Annotated in this window: 11 protein-coding genes and 1 pseudogene; 7 read left to right on the forward strand and 5 right to left on the reverse strand. The window is 42.4% G+C overall.

Annotated features, from left to right (window positions below; genetic code table 11):
- Window positions 1-35 precede the first annotated feature (35 nt).
- The 3 genes from U1P77_RS00600 (at window position 36) to U1P77_RS00610 (ending at window position 1,500) form a co-directional block, all read left to right on the forward strand.
- Window positions 36-1,031 carry a beta-propeller domain-containing protein gene (locus U1P77_RS00600; protein WP_321155547.1) on the forward strand — a complete coding sequence of 332 codons (996 nt, stop codon included), beginning with the start codon at window positions 36-38 and terminating at the stop codon, window positions 1,029-1,031.
- A 76-nt stretch (window positions 1,032-1,107) separates the two neighbouring features.
- The gene (locus U1P77_RS00605) at window positions 1,108-1,269 is read left to right on the forward strand and encodes a DUF2256 domain-containing protein (protein ID WP_321155548.1); all 162 of its coding nucleotides are present in this window, start codon (window positions 1,108-1,110) and stop codon (window positions 1,267-1,269) included.
- A 69-nt stretch (window positions 1,270-1,338) separates the two neighbouring features.
- Entirely contained in the window at window positions 1,339-1,500 is a 162-nt protein-coding gene (locus U1P77_RS00610; RefSeq protein ID WP_321155549.1) for a DUF2256 domain-containing protein, read from the forward strand.
- Between the two features lie 5 nt (window positions 1,501-1,505).
- Here the strand turns inward: U1P77_RS00610 and U1P77_RS00615 are convergent, their stop codons facing one another.
- On the reverse strand, window positions 1,506-2,390 hold the full coding sequence (locus U1P77_RS00615) for a LysR family transcriptional regulator (protein WP_321155550.1): 885 nt from the start codon (window positions 2,388-2,390) through the stop codon (window positions 1,506-1,508).
- Between the two features lie 148 nt (window positions 2,391-2,538).
- Between U1P77_RS00615 and U1P77_RS00620 the strand changes: the two genes are divergently transcribed.
- On the forward strand, window positions 2,539-3,681 hold the full coding sequence (locus U1P77_RS00620; RefSeq protein ID WP_321155551.1) for an alkene reductase: 1,143 nt from the start codon (window positions 2,539-2,541) through the stop codon (window positions 3,679-3,681).
- Between the two features lie 110 nt (window positions 3,682-3,791).
- Window positions 3,792-3,872 (forward strand): annotated as a pseudogene (locus U1P77_RS00625) (DUF2256 domain-containing protein); the annotation flags it as partial.
- A 74-nt stretch (window positions 3,873-3,946) separates the two neighbouring features.
- Here the strand turns inward: U1P77_RS00625 and U1P77_RS00630 are convergent.
- The 4 genes from U1P77_RS00630 to metH form a co-directional block, all read right to left on the reverse strand.
- Window positions 3,947-5,029, reverse strand: a complete 1,083-nt coding sequence (locus tag U1P77_RS00630) for a hypothetical protein (RefSeq protein WP_321155552.1) — start codon at window positions 5,027-5,029, stop codon at window positions 3,947-3,949.
- On the reverse strand, window positions 5,022-5,942 hold the full coding sequence (locus tag U1P77_RS00635; RefSeq protein WP_321155553.1) for a nucleoid-associated protein: 921 nt from the start codon (window positions 5,940-5,942) through the stop codon (window positions 5,022-5,024). The genes U1P77_RS00630 and U1P77_RS00635 overlap by 8 nt, the downstream gene beginning before the upstream one ends.
- Before the next feature lie 23 nt (window positions 5,943-5,965).
- A protein-coding gene (locus U1P77_RS00640) for an IS3 family transposase (RefSeq protein ID WP_321155460.1) occupies window positions 5,966-7,521 on the reverse strand; the annotation gives its coding sequence in 2 pieces (ribosomal slippage) (window positions 5,966-7,056 and window positions 7,056-7,521; 1,557 coding nt in all).
- 237 nt (window positions 7,522-7,758) lie between these two features.
- Window positions 7,759-11,550, reverse strand: a complete 3,792-nt coding sequence (metH, locus tag U1P77_RS00645; protein ID WP_321156565.1) for a methionine synthase — start codon at window positions 11,548-11,550, stop codon at window positions 7,759-7,761.
- A 619-nt stretch (window positions 11,551-12,169) separates the two neighbouring features.
- Here metH and U1P77_RS00650 point away from each other — a divergent pair.
- The gene (locus U1P77_RS00650) at window positions 12,170-12,724 is read left to right on the forward strand and encodes a fasciclin domain-containing protein (RefSeq protein ID WP_321155554.1); all 555 of its coding nucleotides are present in this window, start codon (window positions 12,170-12,172) and stop codon (window positions 12,722-12,724) included.
- Between the two features lie 260 nt (window positions 12,725-12,984).
- The gene (locus U1P77_RS00655) at window positions 12,985-13,608 is read left to right on the forward strand and encodes a fasciclin domain-containing protein (protein WP_321155555.1); all 624 of its coding nucleotides are present in this window, start codon (window positions 12,985-12,987) and stop codon (window positions 13,606-13,608) included.
- The last annotated feature ends 914 nt before the right edge of the window (window positions 13,609-14,522 follow it).

Raw genomic sequence — 14,522 nt, forward strand, 5'->3', positions numbered from 1 at the left:
TTATCTCTCGCCAAAATCTAACTGAGTTCTACTTTATGATTATCTCTGCTATCAATCAGCGTGTCACCAATAAGCGCCTTGGTATTACCGTTATGAGCGCTACTCTCAGTATTTTCTTGACGGCTTGTAGTACATTACCAACGACAGGCGCTGCGCACAAAGCGACGAGTAGTCTAACCAGTAACCCGCTCATAGCGGAGATGCCTGTAATAGATCGCCAAGGAAGTATTGCTTATGTAGAGGAGCAAGGCGCAGGTGCTGCCAAAATATCTACGCTTTATAGTATTCGTCCTGATGGTAGCGATAGACAATTAATTGAGCAACTTAACGGCTATATCTATGCGCCGGCGTGGTCAACCGATGGGCAGCTATTGGCATACAGTAAGCAAATACCGCGCCAGTCGCCAAAAATTTATATCTATGATCGCAATAGTAAAACGAATAATCTAGTGGTCAATGCTAACGGTAGCAATTTATCGGCGTCATTCTCACCGGATGGACAGAAAATGCTCTATAGCTCGACGGTTATTGGCAATGCCGATATCTACGAGATGCGTTTAAAGGATGGCAGTACCACCCAGCTTACCACGCTACCGAGTACTGAAGTTCAGCCCAGCTACGCTGCTGATGGTAAAAGCTTCGTCTATGTCAGTGATAAGGTTCGCGCTGGCCGTCCACGTATCTATCGTTATGACTTTGCGAGCGGCAACGCCACTAAGATATCTACTGGCGGCTATGCTGCCAGTCCGCAGCTGAGTTTTGACGGCACGCGCATGGCTTATCTGAACGGTCGGCAAGCGGCGGTCATGACTCTATCAACCGGGCAAGTCGTCAATCTAGCAGAAACCGGTCTTGATGAGCCAGCACGTTTATCACCCAGTGGCAGTTATGCCGTTTATCCAACGCGAAATATGCAGGGCAGCGCACAAAAGGGTGGTAGCCTAGTCATACGGTCATTGTCTGGCGGTACAAGCTATACTATCAGTAGTAAGGCAGGTGGAGTAGTGCGGTCACCGACGTGGGGACGTTAACCTTTAAGTTCTAGAATTAGTATTAAATAATCTGTGTATTAAACAACTTATATATTAAACACTTAATGAGAAAAATATGGCGCACAAAAAAAAGAATGTACGGAAAAAAGAATGTCCTGTCTGCCAACGAGAGTTTAGCTGGAGCAAGAAGCTGGATAAAAACTGGGATAGTATGGTCTATTGCTCAGACAAATGTCGCCGGATTAAGAAGTATGAGGGCTTAGATCATCAGAAATAAGATTGAGAGGGAATAGAAACTAGAGATGCTCTAAGTCTGGCTTAATGAGTTAACAGTGTAAGGAAGACTATGGCACATAAAAAAGTAAACCTACCGCAAAAAGTCTGCCCTGTCTGTCAGCGGCCCTTTAGCTGGCGTAAGAAGTGGGAAAAGGATTGGGAGCAGGTTATTTATTGTTCTGAGCGGTGTCGGCGGGGTAAGGCTCACGACGATAGAATAAGTAAGCACTAATATACCTATAACTCTTGTAATTGCTTAATTAACCAACTGTGAATGGGACTGTCGCTGGTACGTGGATGCCATGCCGCTATGACCATGAATGTCGGTGGTAAGTCCTCCACTTCTAATTTTTTAACCTTACTACTGGGTAATAGTCGCGCAGGATAGAAGGCAATCATATCGGTGGTATGTAGGATATCGGGCACCGCCGAAAAGCTAGGAACCGACATAACAATATTTCGCTTAAGACCTCTTGCTGCAAACCATTGATCGTGAGAGCCGCGCAGATTCGCACGCGAAGGGGATACCACCAGCTGCGGATGAGCGGCAATCTGCGCCAGTGTTAGTGGCTCTTTTATAAATTCGTTGCCACAGCCCGTAATGCATAAATGCTGCTCTTCAAGCAACGTCACATACGCTAAGTTGTCAGGAATAAACTCTGGAAAGGTAATCAGTAAGTCCAGTTCGCCTGCCGTAATAAGCTGATTAATATTGTCGGAGGCAAAGTCGCGTACTATTAATTTTAGACCGGGTGCTTCTCGGCGCGTAATATTAAAAAGCTGCGGTAGCAATGCCTGTGTTGCGTAGTCGGTTGCACTAATCGTAAACACGCCTTTATACGTCTGCGGCGAAAACACATCAGGCTCTAACAGTGCCTCTAGCTGCTTTAATATAAGGCTAATGGGCTGCTGCATCGATAGCGCTTTTGGCGTTGGCACCATGCTATTGCCTTGGCGAATAAATAAGCGATCATCAAATAAATCGCGCAACTTACGCAGTTGCTCACTAATGGCTTGTTGCGTTAGCCCTATTTTGCGTGCGACTTGCGAGAGGTTTTTTAGATCAAGCAGCGCCTGTAGCACTCTAAGCTGTTTAATATCGAGCCGATTAATACCATTCATAGTTGTATCTTAAACAAAAAACGGTTGTTTCTAATTGTACCTGTAAAACTCTATGCTTACCAACATTGCTTAAGCAACCAATCAAACCTCAAAATAGGTTACGTGGTTCAAATGATAAGCCCATCAGTTTGCTTTAAAAGAGAGTTTTATGACACAACCTATTCCAAATACCAACACTTTATTTTCATCTGTAAAACTTGGACCTTATACGCTCAAAAATCGTATTGTGATGCCAGCGTTGACACGCTCTCGCAGCACACAACCTGACAATATTCCTAACGAGTTGATGGCGAGCTACTATGCCCAGCGCGCCTCAGCAGGCTTTATGGTAACCGAGGGCACACAGATTGAGCCAAGAGGCCAAGGCTACGCATGGACACCAGGTATACACTCACAAGCCCAAATTGAAGGCTGGAAAAAAACAACGCAAGCCATACACGCTAAAGGCGGTATTATTTTTGCTCAGCTTTGGCACGTAGGCCGCGTGTCTCACACCAGCTTACAACCAAACGCAGCCCAACCTATCGGGCCTTCTGCTATAACTGCTGATAATGTAAAAGTATTTATCGAAACAGGCCCAGGCGAAGGTGCTTTAGATGATCCAAGCGCGCCACGTGCCCTTAGCACGGACGAGGTTGGCGAGCTAGTAAATATGTACGCCCAAGCAGCACGCAATGCATTAGAAGCTGGCTTTGATGGTGTAGAACTTCATTGTGCTAATGGTTACTTAGTGAATCAGTTTATCTCTGAGCACAGCAATACACGTGATGACCAATATGGGGGTTCGCTGACCAATCGTCTGCGCTTCTTAAAAGAGATCGTCGCAGCTGTCAGTGACGTCGTTGGTGCTGATCGTCTGGGTGTGCGGTTTGCGCCTTTATTTACCAGTACCAACGAGACCCGCGTGTATTTAGGTCTGGTAGAATCAGACCCTCACAACACTTATGTTGAAGCGGTCAAAGTGCTCGAACAAGCGGGCATTGCTTACTTATCAATTGCTGAAGCCGATTGGGATAATGCTCCTGATTTACCGGAGTCATTTTATCAAGCGGTCAGAGCAGAGTTTTCAGGACGTATTATCTATGCAGGTAAATATACTGTAGAGAAGGCAGTCAATATGTTATCTAAAGATTATGGTGATTTATTTGCCTTTGGTCGTCCTTTTCTTGCTAATCCCGACTTACCTGAGCGCATAGCCAATAACTGGCCACTCAATGAGGCCGATCCTACCACTATGTATGGCGGCACTGACATTGGTTATAGTGATTACCCTTATTACCAAAATAGTTAAAAAATAAAAACAGTTAAAAAATAAGGCCATTCGTGGCCTTATTTTTTTGTTTATGCCCTTAGCCTTTTTATGTGTTTTAAGCTATTTTAGATGAGTCATGACAATACAGCTGGCGCAAGAAGTGGGAAAAGGACTGGGAGCAGGTGATTTATTGTTCTGAGCGGTGTCAGCGGGGAAAAAATGAGAGTTGAGTTTTTATTTCGGCAGAATATAATATACTAAATAAAATATTGAGCTAGTCAATATCGATACCACGAATTCAAAGTTACTTAAAAGAAACGAATAAGATAATGAGTAAGAGTGTTAAAGCTACATTAAACGCTTGGTAAACAACGATAATATTTTTCATGTTACCAATATTTTTGGTTAGGTACTGTTTATGCTTAGATAACTTTTTTTCTACAACCCCTGAATCCAACTGGATAAGATTAATCTTATTTTGTATTTCAATCTCTAAGCTACTGACATTCGAATATGTTTTTGAGGTGACAAAGTAGTTAAATGTTGACCATACTACAATAGTTAATATCACAAAATATAGAGAAAGTGCTTCACTTTGGAATTTCGATAGCAGATAGATGTAAACACCAAACTGTAATGGTATAGCCATAACTTTACTATGAAAGCTAGAAGTTAGCTCTTGCAGTTTTTCAACGTAATCAGAAAGGTCTTTATTGAATTTTTTTTCAAACTCTTCGAAAGAAAAGTTATGTTGATAAAGGCTTAAAGCATTCTCTGCATTTAAGATTAAAAAATTAAAATTAGTTAAAATCGCATACAAGTCTTTTTTAGGTTTGTCAGATAAAAGCCTCGCTATAGCATCTTTAAAGAAACTTGGGAAGTTATCAGTATCTAATAGATGTTCTAACTTTCCAAAGTCTAACTCATGTGTCGTACTATAATAATTTATTCTATTCGCATCAGAATGGTAGCCTATAGCTACTTTTCCATAAGTACTTGAAAGCAAAAAAAATATCTTATTGATTTCATCATCAAAATCGATTATTTGATTGTCTATCAGAATAGATTTTAATCTCAGAAAATATTGAATATTCCTTAACAGACAATTTTGTGGAATGTGAGTATTTAAAATAATATAATTAACTGAATCACTTATAATTTTAGTATGTTTGAGAGCATCACTAAGGTTTTTAAATATTTTAATATCTTTATTTTCAAGTTTTATTTTAAAATAATCACCTTCAATGTGATGTTCTATACTAAAGGAATCAAGTATATCTTGATGTATTTGATACTTATTACTGATTGAGAGCTCTCTAGTATTTTTAGAGGTATCTTCCTTGAGACACACTCCTAAAACATCGAGGAGCTTTTCGATATCAGTCATCGTAATCAGTACTCCTATGTTTCTGTTCATTAATAATTCTTACTAAATCTTGTGACTTAATGAGAATTGTTTCATTATCATCTAAAATTCGAATATCTTCTTCATTGAATTTATCATAATTTGCTTGTATCCAAATCCCATCAGCTTGAGCAGTAATTTTGTAAAATTTATTTAAAAACTTACCTTTTAGTTTAAACTCATGACTAATTTCTATATTTTGCGAATCACAATAATCTATAATTTTATTAGGGTCTTCAAAAACATATTCGCTTAGACTTCTAATATTAACAAGTCTATTACTCTGGTTTTTAGCATAGTTATAGACTTGCCTCTTAACTTCGTCTCTATCTACACCTTCATCTAATTCAATATTATTAATTATTTCAAATAAATTTCCAGCATCTATATTTTCTGAAACTGGATTCGAGATACCTATCCAGTTTGTAAAATAATCTGAGACATTAGTGTTACCCTTAACCAACTGTAGGTATCTAGAATCTGGATTATTTAATAAATTGCTTATATTGATTCTGACGCCCATAGCGAAGTGTTTAACATCAAGGTATCGAACAAGTTCCAAATCCCAACTATTGTTAGGATTTTGAAACTCGATATTTGAACCTGTTGTCTTACGGACAAAGAATACTCCAAGGTAGTTATGGCTAGCAACTCTATAAAGAGTAAATACTAGATAACCTCCTTTAGCACTAGATAGATTAAATATTTGTTGATATAAGTTTGTACATAATAATTGTGACACAGTTAATAAATCAATGTTTTCAAAATCATCAATAGTTGATTTAAAGCCTAATTCTATCTCGGAAAGAACTGCTCTATTGATAGTTCTATTAGAAAAGGCACTATTAAGCGTTTCTACTATTTCAATTATTTGTTCATTCTCGGAGTTTATCAAGCTAGTTGTCACCATAAGCCGGTTTAAGCGGCTTTTAATTTATCCTGTTTCTGCTCTTTTACTGGGTTCAATGTCGTCGGCCCAACTGGTGAGCAGTTTCTAACCTCTTTTGAGCCCCAACGTATAGGGTTTTCAGCTTTAGCGAGATCCATCGTCATCTTACGCTGAGCTAATATCTCAACATCTTCACCCGTGTGGCGCTGATTGGGGGTCACAAAGCGAAGCTGACTGTGCTTATGCTCATAATTATACCAGCGAGTGAATGTAAGTACCCATCGTCTTGCATCATTCAGGCTTTCAAAGCCTTGTGTTGGCCAATTAGGGCGATACTTACAGGTTTTAAACAGCGACTCTGCAAACGGATTATCATTACTTACCCTCGGTCTACTATAAGAAGTAACCACACCAAGCTCATACGCTTTCATACGCATGGTTTGTGCTTTCATGGGTGCGCCATTGTCTGAGTGTAATACCACACCCGTGTGTAGCGCATTTTCACTGATTAACGTACGCTGTAGCAGCTCGGCTGCCAGTGTTCCTGACTCGTGATCATGCACTTCCCAACCGACAATCTTACGGCTATACACATCCTCAATCATGTACAGATAATAAAACTGCCCGCGAACAGGGCTTGGCAAATAAGTGATGTCCCAGCAGAACACTTGGCAGGGTCCTGTCGCCGTGAAGGTCTTTGGTGCCTTTGATACTCGAGGGGCAAGACTGCGACCTCGATGATTGAGTTGTTGGTGTTGCTTAAGTACCCGGTAAAAAGTGGACTCTGAACCATAATACAACCCCTCATCAAGCAGTGTCGGTACAATCTGGGTGGGCGGCAAGCTTGCAAAGCGTGGCAGGTTACACACGGCAATGATCGCGGCTTGCTCAGACGCGCTTAGCTTGTTCTTCGGTACGGGACGTATGGCATCTAATCGCTTGTCCCAGCTCACCTGACCCGCGCGGTACCAGCGCCGATAGGTACGTAAGCTAATTCCAACCTCTTCACAGGCAAGGTTAATTCTAGCACCTGACTGATTCGCGTCTTGTATCCACGCTAGATATTGTTTGCGCTCTGGCAGCAAGGTCAGTCGTCCTCGTGCTCCTCCCAAAACGCATCCAACTTTTTTCTGAGCACCAGTAAAGCGGCGGTTTCAGCCAACGCTTTCTCTTTTCGGGCAAGCTCGCGTTGTAGCTGTTTGATGTGTTTGCGATCCGTCTGCTGTTGACGCTTATCTTTAAGGCTTTGTTGTTTGCTGCTACTAAAGCCTTTTAGGGCGTCGCTACGCCACGCTTTGATTTGTTCGCTATAGAGTCCTTTACGGCGGCAGTATTCACTGAGTTCGGCTTCGCTTAGACTGCCGGTTTCAATGACGGTGGCAAGTTTGGTCGCGCTTGACCAGTCATTGGGGGTTCTCTTGTTTCCAGGCATGGGCTGACCTTGTTGTCGGGCTTGGTTGCGCCAATTATACAAAGTTTGTAGCCCAATGCCTTCATTTCTTGAGACTTCGGCGATGGATAGGTTCAAGGGTGGTTGTAGTTTGTTTAATATCGCCTGTTTACGTTCTTCACTATAGCGTGGCATGATGAGTCCTTGATGCCCCCATTTGGATTGTTTTTTTAGGGGTGACAACTATCCTGCCATAGGGGGCAAGCGCAAAATTAATGTTAAGTGTGGAAACTATTTTCAGTCAATTCCAACTAATAATCAGGCTCACAAAACCCACTGCTGATAGAGTTAAAATGAGTTTGGACAAAGTCTAAATAGTATTTATTTTCTAATTTTTGCCATATATCAAGGGTTAGTGCGTACAAACCAATCCTACATATTCGGGTTCAACCACTTCTCAGCGGTTTTCATGTCCCAATCTTTACGCTCAGCATAACTCTCTAGCTGATCGGTGCTGATTTTCCCCACGTTGAAGTACACACTGTCAGGATGCGAGTAATAAAACCCGCTGACGGATGAGGCAGGCCACATCGCGTAGCTTTCCGTTAAGGTCGTACCGATCGCATCAACCGTACCGAGCCATTCAAACAATTTACCCTTTTCGGTATGCTCAGGGCAGGCAGGATAACCAGGAGCAGGGCGGATGCCGATGTATTTTTCTTTGATCATTTCATCTTTGCTCAGAGTTTCTTCCGGCTGATAGCCCCAATAGTCTTTACGAATAAGCTCATGTAGATGTTCGGCAAATGCTTCAGCTAAGCGGTCAGACAATGCTTGAGTCATGATGGCATTATAGTCATCACCATTGGTTTTGTATTCTTCAGCGAGCGCCTCTGTACCCACCATGGAGACCGTAAAGCCGCCAAGGTAGTCGGTGTGCGCTTCTGATGGCGAGATGAAATCTGCCAAGCTAAAGTTAGGCTTGCCGCTGGCTTTGTCGCTTTGTTGGCGCAAATGCTCGAATTGATACGTTGGCTTACCGCCTTGTGCTGGATCGTTATCATAGACAGTAACCGTATCAGCACCGGTGCGCCGTGCAGGCATGAGCTTAAACACCCCTTTAGCAATGATTAATTTCTCATCAATCATTTTTTTGAGCATATCTTCTGCATTACCAAATAAGTCGCGCGCTGCTTCGCCAACCACATCATCTTGCAGAATTTTGGGATATTTACCCGCCAGTCCCCAAGAGATAAAGAAGGGCGTCCAGTCAATATAAGGCAGTAGATTGGTTATTGGATAATCGTCAAGTATGACTTGGCCTTGCTGGTTAGGAGTAGGCGGTACATAGTTGTCCCAATCATCCTTAAAGCCAATTTTGATTGATTCGGCATACGATATTTTGGCGGCTTTAGGTTGGCGTTTGGCTAAGCGTTCACGTACTTTAATATATTCTGCGCGAGTTTCATCAATTAGGCCTTGGCGGTTTTCTTTTGATAGCAATTTAGTGACCACGCCGACCGCGCGTGAGGCATCAGACACATAGATGACGCCGTTGTTTTGATATTGTGGTTCGACTTTGACGGCTGTATGAGCTTTGGACGTGGTCGCGCCGCCAATCATCAGTGGTAAGGTTATGCCGCGCTCTTGCATTTGCTTGGCGACATAGACCATCTCATCGAGGCTAGGAGTAATCAAGCCTGATAGCCCGATAATATCGACTTTTTCAGCAAGCGCGGTATCGAGGATTTTTTCACACGGTACCATCACGCCCATATCGACAATGTCATAGCCATTACAGCCGAGCACCACGCCGACGATGTTTTTGCCGATATCGTGGACATCGCCTTTGACCGTCGCCATGAGGATTCTACCTTTGGTTTCCCCTTCAACTTTTTCGGCTTCGATGTAGGGATTGAGCCACGCGACAGATTGTTTCATCACCCGAGCGGATTTGACCACTTGTGGTAAGAACATTTTACCCGCACCAAATAAATCGCCAACGATGTTCATACCATCCATCAAGGGCCCTTCAATGACCTCAAGCGGTTTGGGATATTTTTCCCACGCCTCTTTGGTATCCGCTTCAATATAAGTAGTGATACCTTTGACTAAGGCGTGAGCAATGCGTTTTTCGACTGTGTCTTCACGCCATGTCAGATCGACTGTGCTGTCTTTTTTCTTCCCACCAAAGCTGTAATTTTCAGCGACGGTCATCAACTGTTCAGTAGCATCTTGTCCCGTCTCACCTTGGTTGCGATTGAACATCACATCTTCGATGGCATCGCGCGCTTCTTTAGGGATATCGTCATACAGCTCAAGCATGGCGGGGTTAACGATACCCATGGTTAGACCAGCTTTGATAGTGTGATATAAGAATACTGAGTTAATGGCTTCACGAATGGGGTTACCACGGAAGCTGAACGAGACATTGGACACGCCGCCCGATACCATAGCATTGGGCAGATTATCAGTAATCCAACGTGTGGCATTAATAAAGTCGGCGCCGTAGTTATTATGATCAGTGATACCAGTGGCAACCGCAAAGATATTGGGATCAAAGATAATATCTTCTGAAGGAAAGCCCACTTCATTGACCAATACATCATAGCTGCGCTGACAGATGCCGGTTTTGCGCTCGTAGGTGTCGGCCTGCCCCTCTTCATCAAAGGCCATCACGATGACCGCTGCCCCGTAACGCATACAGAGACGCGCTCGTTCGACGAACTCATCATGACCTTCTTTTAAGGAGATGGAGTTAACAATTGATTTGCCTTGGATACGCTTCAGACCTTCTTCGATAATGTCCCATTTAGAAGAATCAATCATCAAGGGCACACGGCTAATATCGGGCTCACCCGAAACCAAATTAACGAAATGAATCATCGCCTGTTTGGAGTCGAGCATGCCCTCGTCCATATTGATATCGACGACTTGCGCACCGCCTTCGACTTGGTCACGAGCGACATCAAGTGCTTCGGTATAGGCTTCGGTTTTAATCAAACGCAAGAATTTCTTGGAGCCGGTAACGTTGGTACGCTCCCCGACGTTGACGAACAAGCTTGCAGGGGTGATGTTAAACGGCTCAAGTCCGGATAAGCGGCAGGCAGGTGGAATCTCAGGAATCACACGCGGCGGGAATTTAGCCACCATATTGGCAATTTGGCGGATATGCTCAGGTGTGGTACCACAGCAGCCACCGACGATATTCAAAATACCCGCTTTGGCAAAGCCTTCGAGTAGGGCAGTGGTTTCCTCTGGCGTTTGGTCGTATTCACCAAACTCGTTGGGCAAGCCCGCATTTGGATGCGCAGAGACATACATGTTGGCAATATTGGAGAGCGTTTGAATATGTGGTCTGAGTGCATCAGCGCCTAGCGCACAGTTAAAGCCCACAGAGAGCGGCCTGGCGTGGCGGACTGAGTTATAAAACGCCTCAGCTGTTTGCCCTGAAAGCGTGCGACCCGACGCATCGGTAATCGTACCCGATATCATAATCGGCAACTCAAAACCGATATCATCAAATACACCGGTTACCGCAAAGATTGCTGCTTTGGCGTTCAAGGTATCGAAAATAGTTTCGATTAGGATAATATCAACGCCGCCTTCCATCAGCGCCAGTGTCGACTCGCGGTAATTAAGTACCAACTCATCAAAGGTAATATTACGGAAGGCGGGGTCATTAACATCAGGCGACAGCGAACAGGTACGTGATGTTGGCCCCAACACCCCAGCGACAAAGCGTGGCTTTTCTGGCGTCTTAGCGGTGAATTCATCAGCGGCTTCGCGGGCAAGTTTGGCGGCGGTCTTGTTTAGCTCTGGCACCAGATACTGCATATTGTAGTCGGCCATCGACAGCCGCGTGCCATTAAAGCTGTTGGTCTCGATGATGTCTGCGCCAGCAGCAAGATGATCGCTATGAATCTCTTTTACCATATGTGGTTGCGAGAGCACCAATAAGTCGTTGTTACCTCGAACATCTTGATTAATATCAGCAAAACGCTCACCGCGATAGTCTGACTCCTCAAGCTTATAGTTCTGAATATGGGTTCCCATCGCGCCATCTAGCACTAAGATTCGTAATGCCATTTGTTCAGTGATGCGCGCACGGGCAGTGAGCTGCTGTGCCTTATAAGGAAAAACCGCTGGCGGCGTCAGTATAAAATCATCACCGGCTGATGTGGCAGAAAAAGTAGGAGCATTATCGGCTGTAGAAGAGGTCATCGAGGTCATAGGAACGCTGCTTATATCGTCAATATTATTAAGATAGGATAGAAAGGGATAAGATTCAAAAGCAAAAAATGCAAATTCTTAGTATTTTAGCATGAAAAGTCCAGCTCTCGCGGGCATGTCTTTAGTCATCTTTAGCAATTAAGTTTAGAGATAAAAACAATAATGAATCTTAGTAGTCAACATGCTACCAAATAGGAGTAAAGACATTCATTCGACTTAGAATTATAAACAAAAATATTATGATCGCAAATTCGAATGAGTTACGAACTAAAACATATAAGATTGCTCAGTATTTGTACAATAAGTTTGCTTTTAAAATTAAAAATTACCATTTTGCTTAAAAACGAGGTGAAACTTACACGGCTATTACAAAAAGTAGCGTAAACACAAATTGCTTATATTATTTTATATGTTAATTTAATTTCAGAAGGATGGGTCTTTCATAAGACAATCTTATGAATACAGATTCATAAGATTGTCTTGTGAATCTGTATTCATAGCTTTTTTGCTGTTGAGCCTCAGTCAATCTTAGGATTATTTATCTTTGGAGAAGCACACGTAAACCGGTAAGAAAATAACTAGGATATACTTCATTATTAAGGAAAAAACTATGAAAATTACCAAAATCGCTACCCTAGGTGCATTAGCCGTATCAATAGCTGGACTTAGCGCCTGTAACAACATGATGCCACAAAAAGAGGCTGCAATGAAGGCGCCGATGCACAGCCAATCAATGGCAAAAATGAACGTGGTACAGCTTGCGCAAAGCAACCCTGACTTCTCAATACTAGTAGAAGCCGTACAAGCAGCAGGGCTTGGCAGTATGCTATCTGATCCTAACGCTCATTACACAGTATTTGCACCAACCAATGATGCCTTCATGCAAGCGTTGACTGAAACCGGCAGGAGCAAAGCGCAACTGTTTGCAAACAAACCACTATTAACTAAAATCTTAGGTTACCATGTCATCAGTGGTGATATGGCTATGTATGCCAAAGATGTTAAGCCTGGTAATGTTATGACAGCTAGCAATGATACCTTGATGGTAACCAGTCAAGGCATGTTGATGGATGAGATGGGACGTACTGCTAATATTGTGAAAACAGACATGGCAGCTACTAACGGTGTCGTACATGTCATCGATAAAGTGTTATTGCCTAAATAAACCTTAAGCAAGAATTAACGGATTAAATATATCTGTTATAAGAGGGTAAAGCTGATATTAATGTCAGCTGACGCTCACCATGAGCTGGCTGCTAAGTTGCCAATATTGGATACTTTCCGTATTAGCATTACTACTATTCAGCTCATTAACGTTTAGCAACTAACTAATTACTGATTGATTGATTGATAGCTACTTTGTCTAGCCTTAAAGATTTTTACTGGTCAAACAAGTTATTGATGAACATCTATAAGGACATAACCATGTTAAAAAAGAATTTATTATCCTTGGCAATGGCCATGATCGTATTGCCTTTAGCTGCCTGTAGTAACAACGAGGAAGTGGCTACACCAGTTGAGACTGATGCCGAAACGGTAGTAGTGGCTGAACCTGAAGTTATGGCTGAATCTGAGCCTATGGCCGAAGTTGACCCTATGGATGCTGATATGGCCGCCGATATGACTGCTACGCAAAGTATCGCTGAAATGGCTGCTGGCAATGAAAACTTAACAATTCTAACAGCGGCACTGCAAGCTGCTGGTCTTGATACTATGATGATGGAAGCAGGCGAATATACTGTATTTGCCCCAACTGATGATGCATTTGCTGCTGTATTGACCAAACTAGACGTAACTAAAGAAGAGTTATTAGCCAATACAGACTTGCTAAAAAGCGTTCTTCCGTATCACGTAGTTCCTATGGTTGTTAAAGCGGCAGATATTCCTTATGGCACTCCTATCGAGACTGTTAACGGTCAAATGATTACTATTAGTGATGCTAATGTTATCACTGATGCTAGCGGTAACATGGCCAATATCGTTGGAACAGATATGATGGCAACCAATGGCGTTGTTCATGTTATTGACACTGTATTATTACCAAAATAACAGTTGTTTGAATAAGACTGTTCGTAAATAACTTAATAGTAGACTAATCAAAGATAAGAAGCTCAGCTATACGCTGGGCTTTTTTGTGCGTGCAATTTCTTATCCATAGTAAGCTTTTATAAATAAAGCAATTAACACTATATATTTTAAGTAAGCCATAAAAAACCCATAACCGTAGCCATGGGAATTTTAGATTGCCTTAAGTATTATTAGGGCGTGTTGAACATTCACAAATAGGCACTGCTGATAGCTAAAATGGTTCCAGACAAGAGGCAAATTGACGATAATGCAGATGCCTTAGCTAGAGTTGCTACACACTGCTCATGAATAGCTGGGGGGGGGGCAATTTTAGCATCAGCCCTGAGGACGGAGTAAGCAAAGCACTGCTTTGCCCGTCCGCAAGACAAGAGCTATGCTCGCAGTGGGACAGGACTCTTTTTTGCCACTACTTCATTAAAACTATCCGCTTAGAATGACTAAACTAGATATTTTTAATCTTGAATCGACTAAAAAATAGTCTCTGTCAGTGCCATGGTCGAATGTTCAACACGCCCTAATGACGATTACTTTAATATCGTAGTTATGTCTTAACAAAAAAAGTAACGTATCTTGTGATTACTCTTTTTATATATAACGACGACAAGTTCGCATACCCTATGCCATTAGACAGTACATTGGCTTCTTCGTTATATTATTTATAATAAAAGGTGATTGATACTTACTTCTGAAACTGAAACCCAGACAGTTCATCAAGCGGGTCTGTTCCCTGTGATTACAGGAATTGACTAGAGTTCATAGCTTTACTTGTTTTAAATGTACTGGCTATTTTTTAGATCTTCGATCAAAAGACCTATCTCTGAAGGCTAATTATTGGATCACTAGCTATCCATATAACTAACGGTTGTCCCACAAAA

It is taken from the genome of Psychrobacter sp. LV10R520-6 (genome assembly GCF_900182925.1).
GTDB lineage: Bacteria > Pseudomonadota > Gammaproteobacteria > Pseudomonadales > Moraxellaceae > Psychrobacter.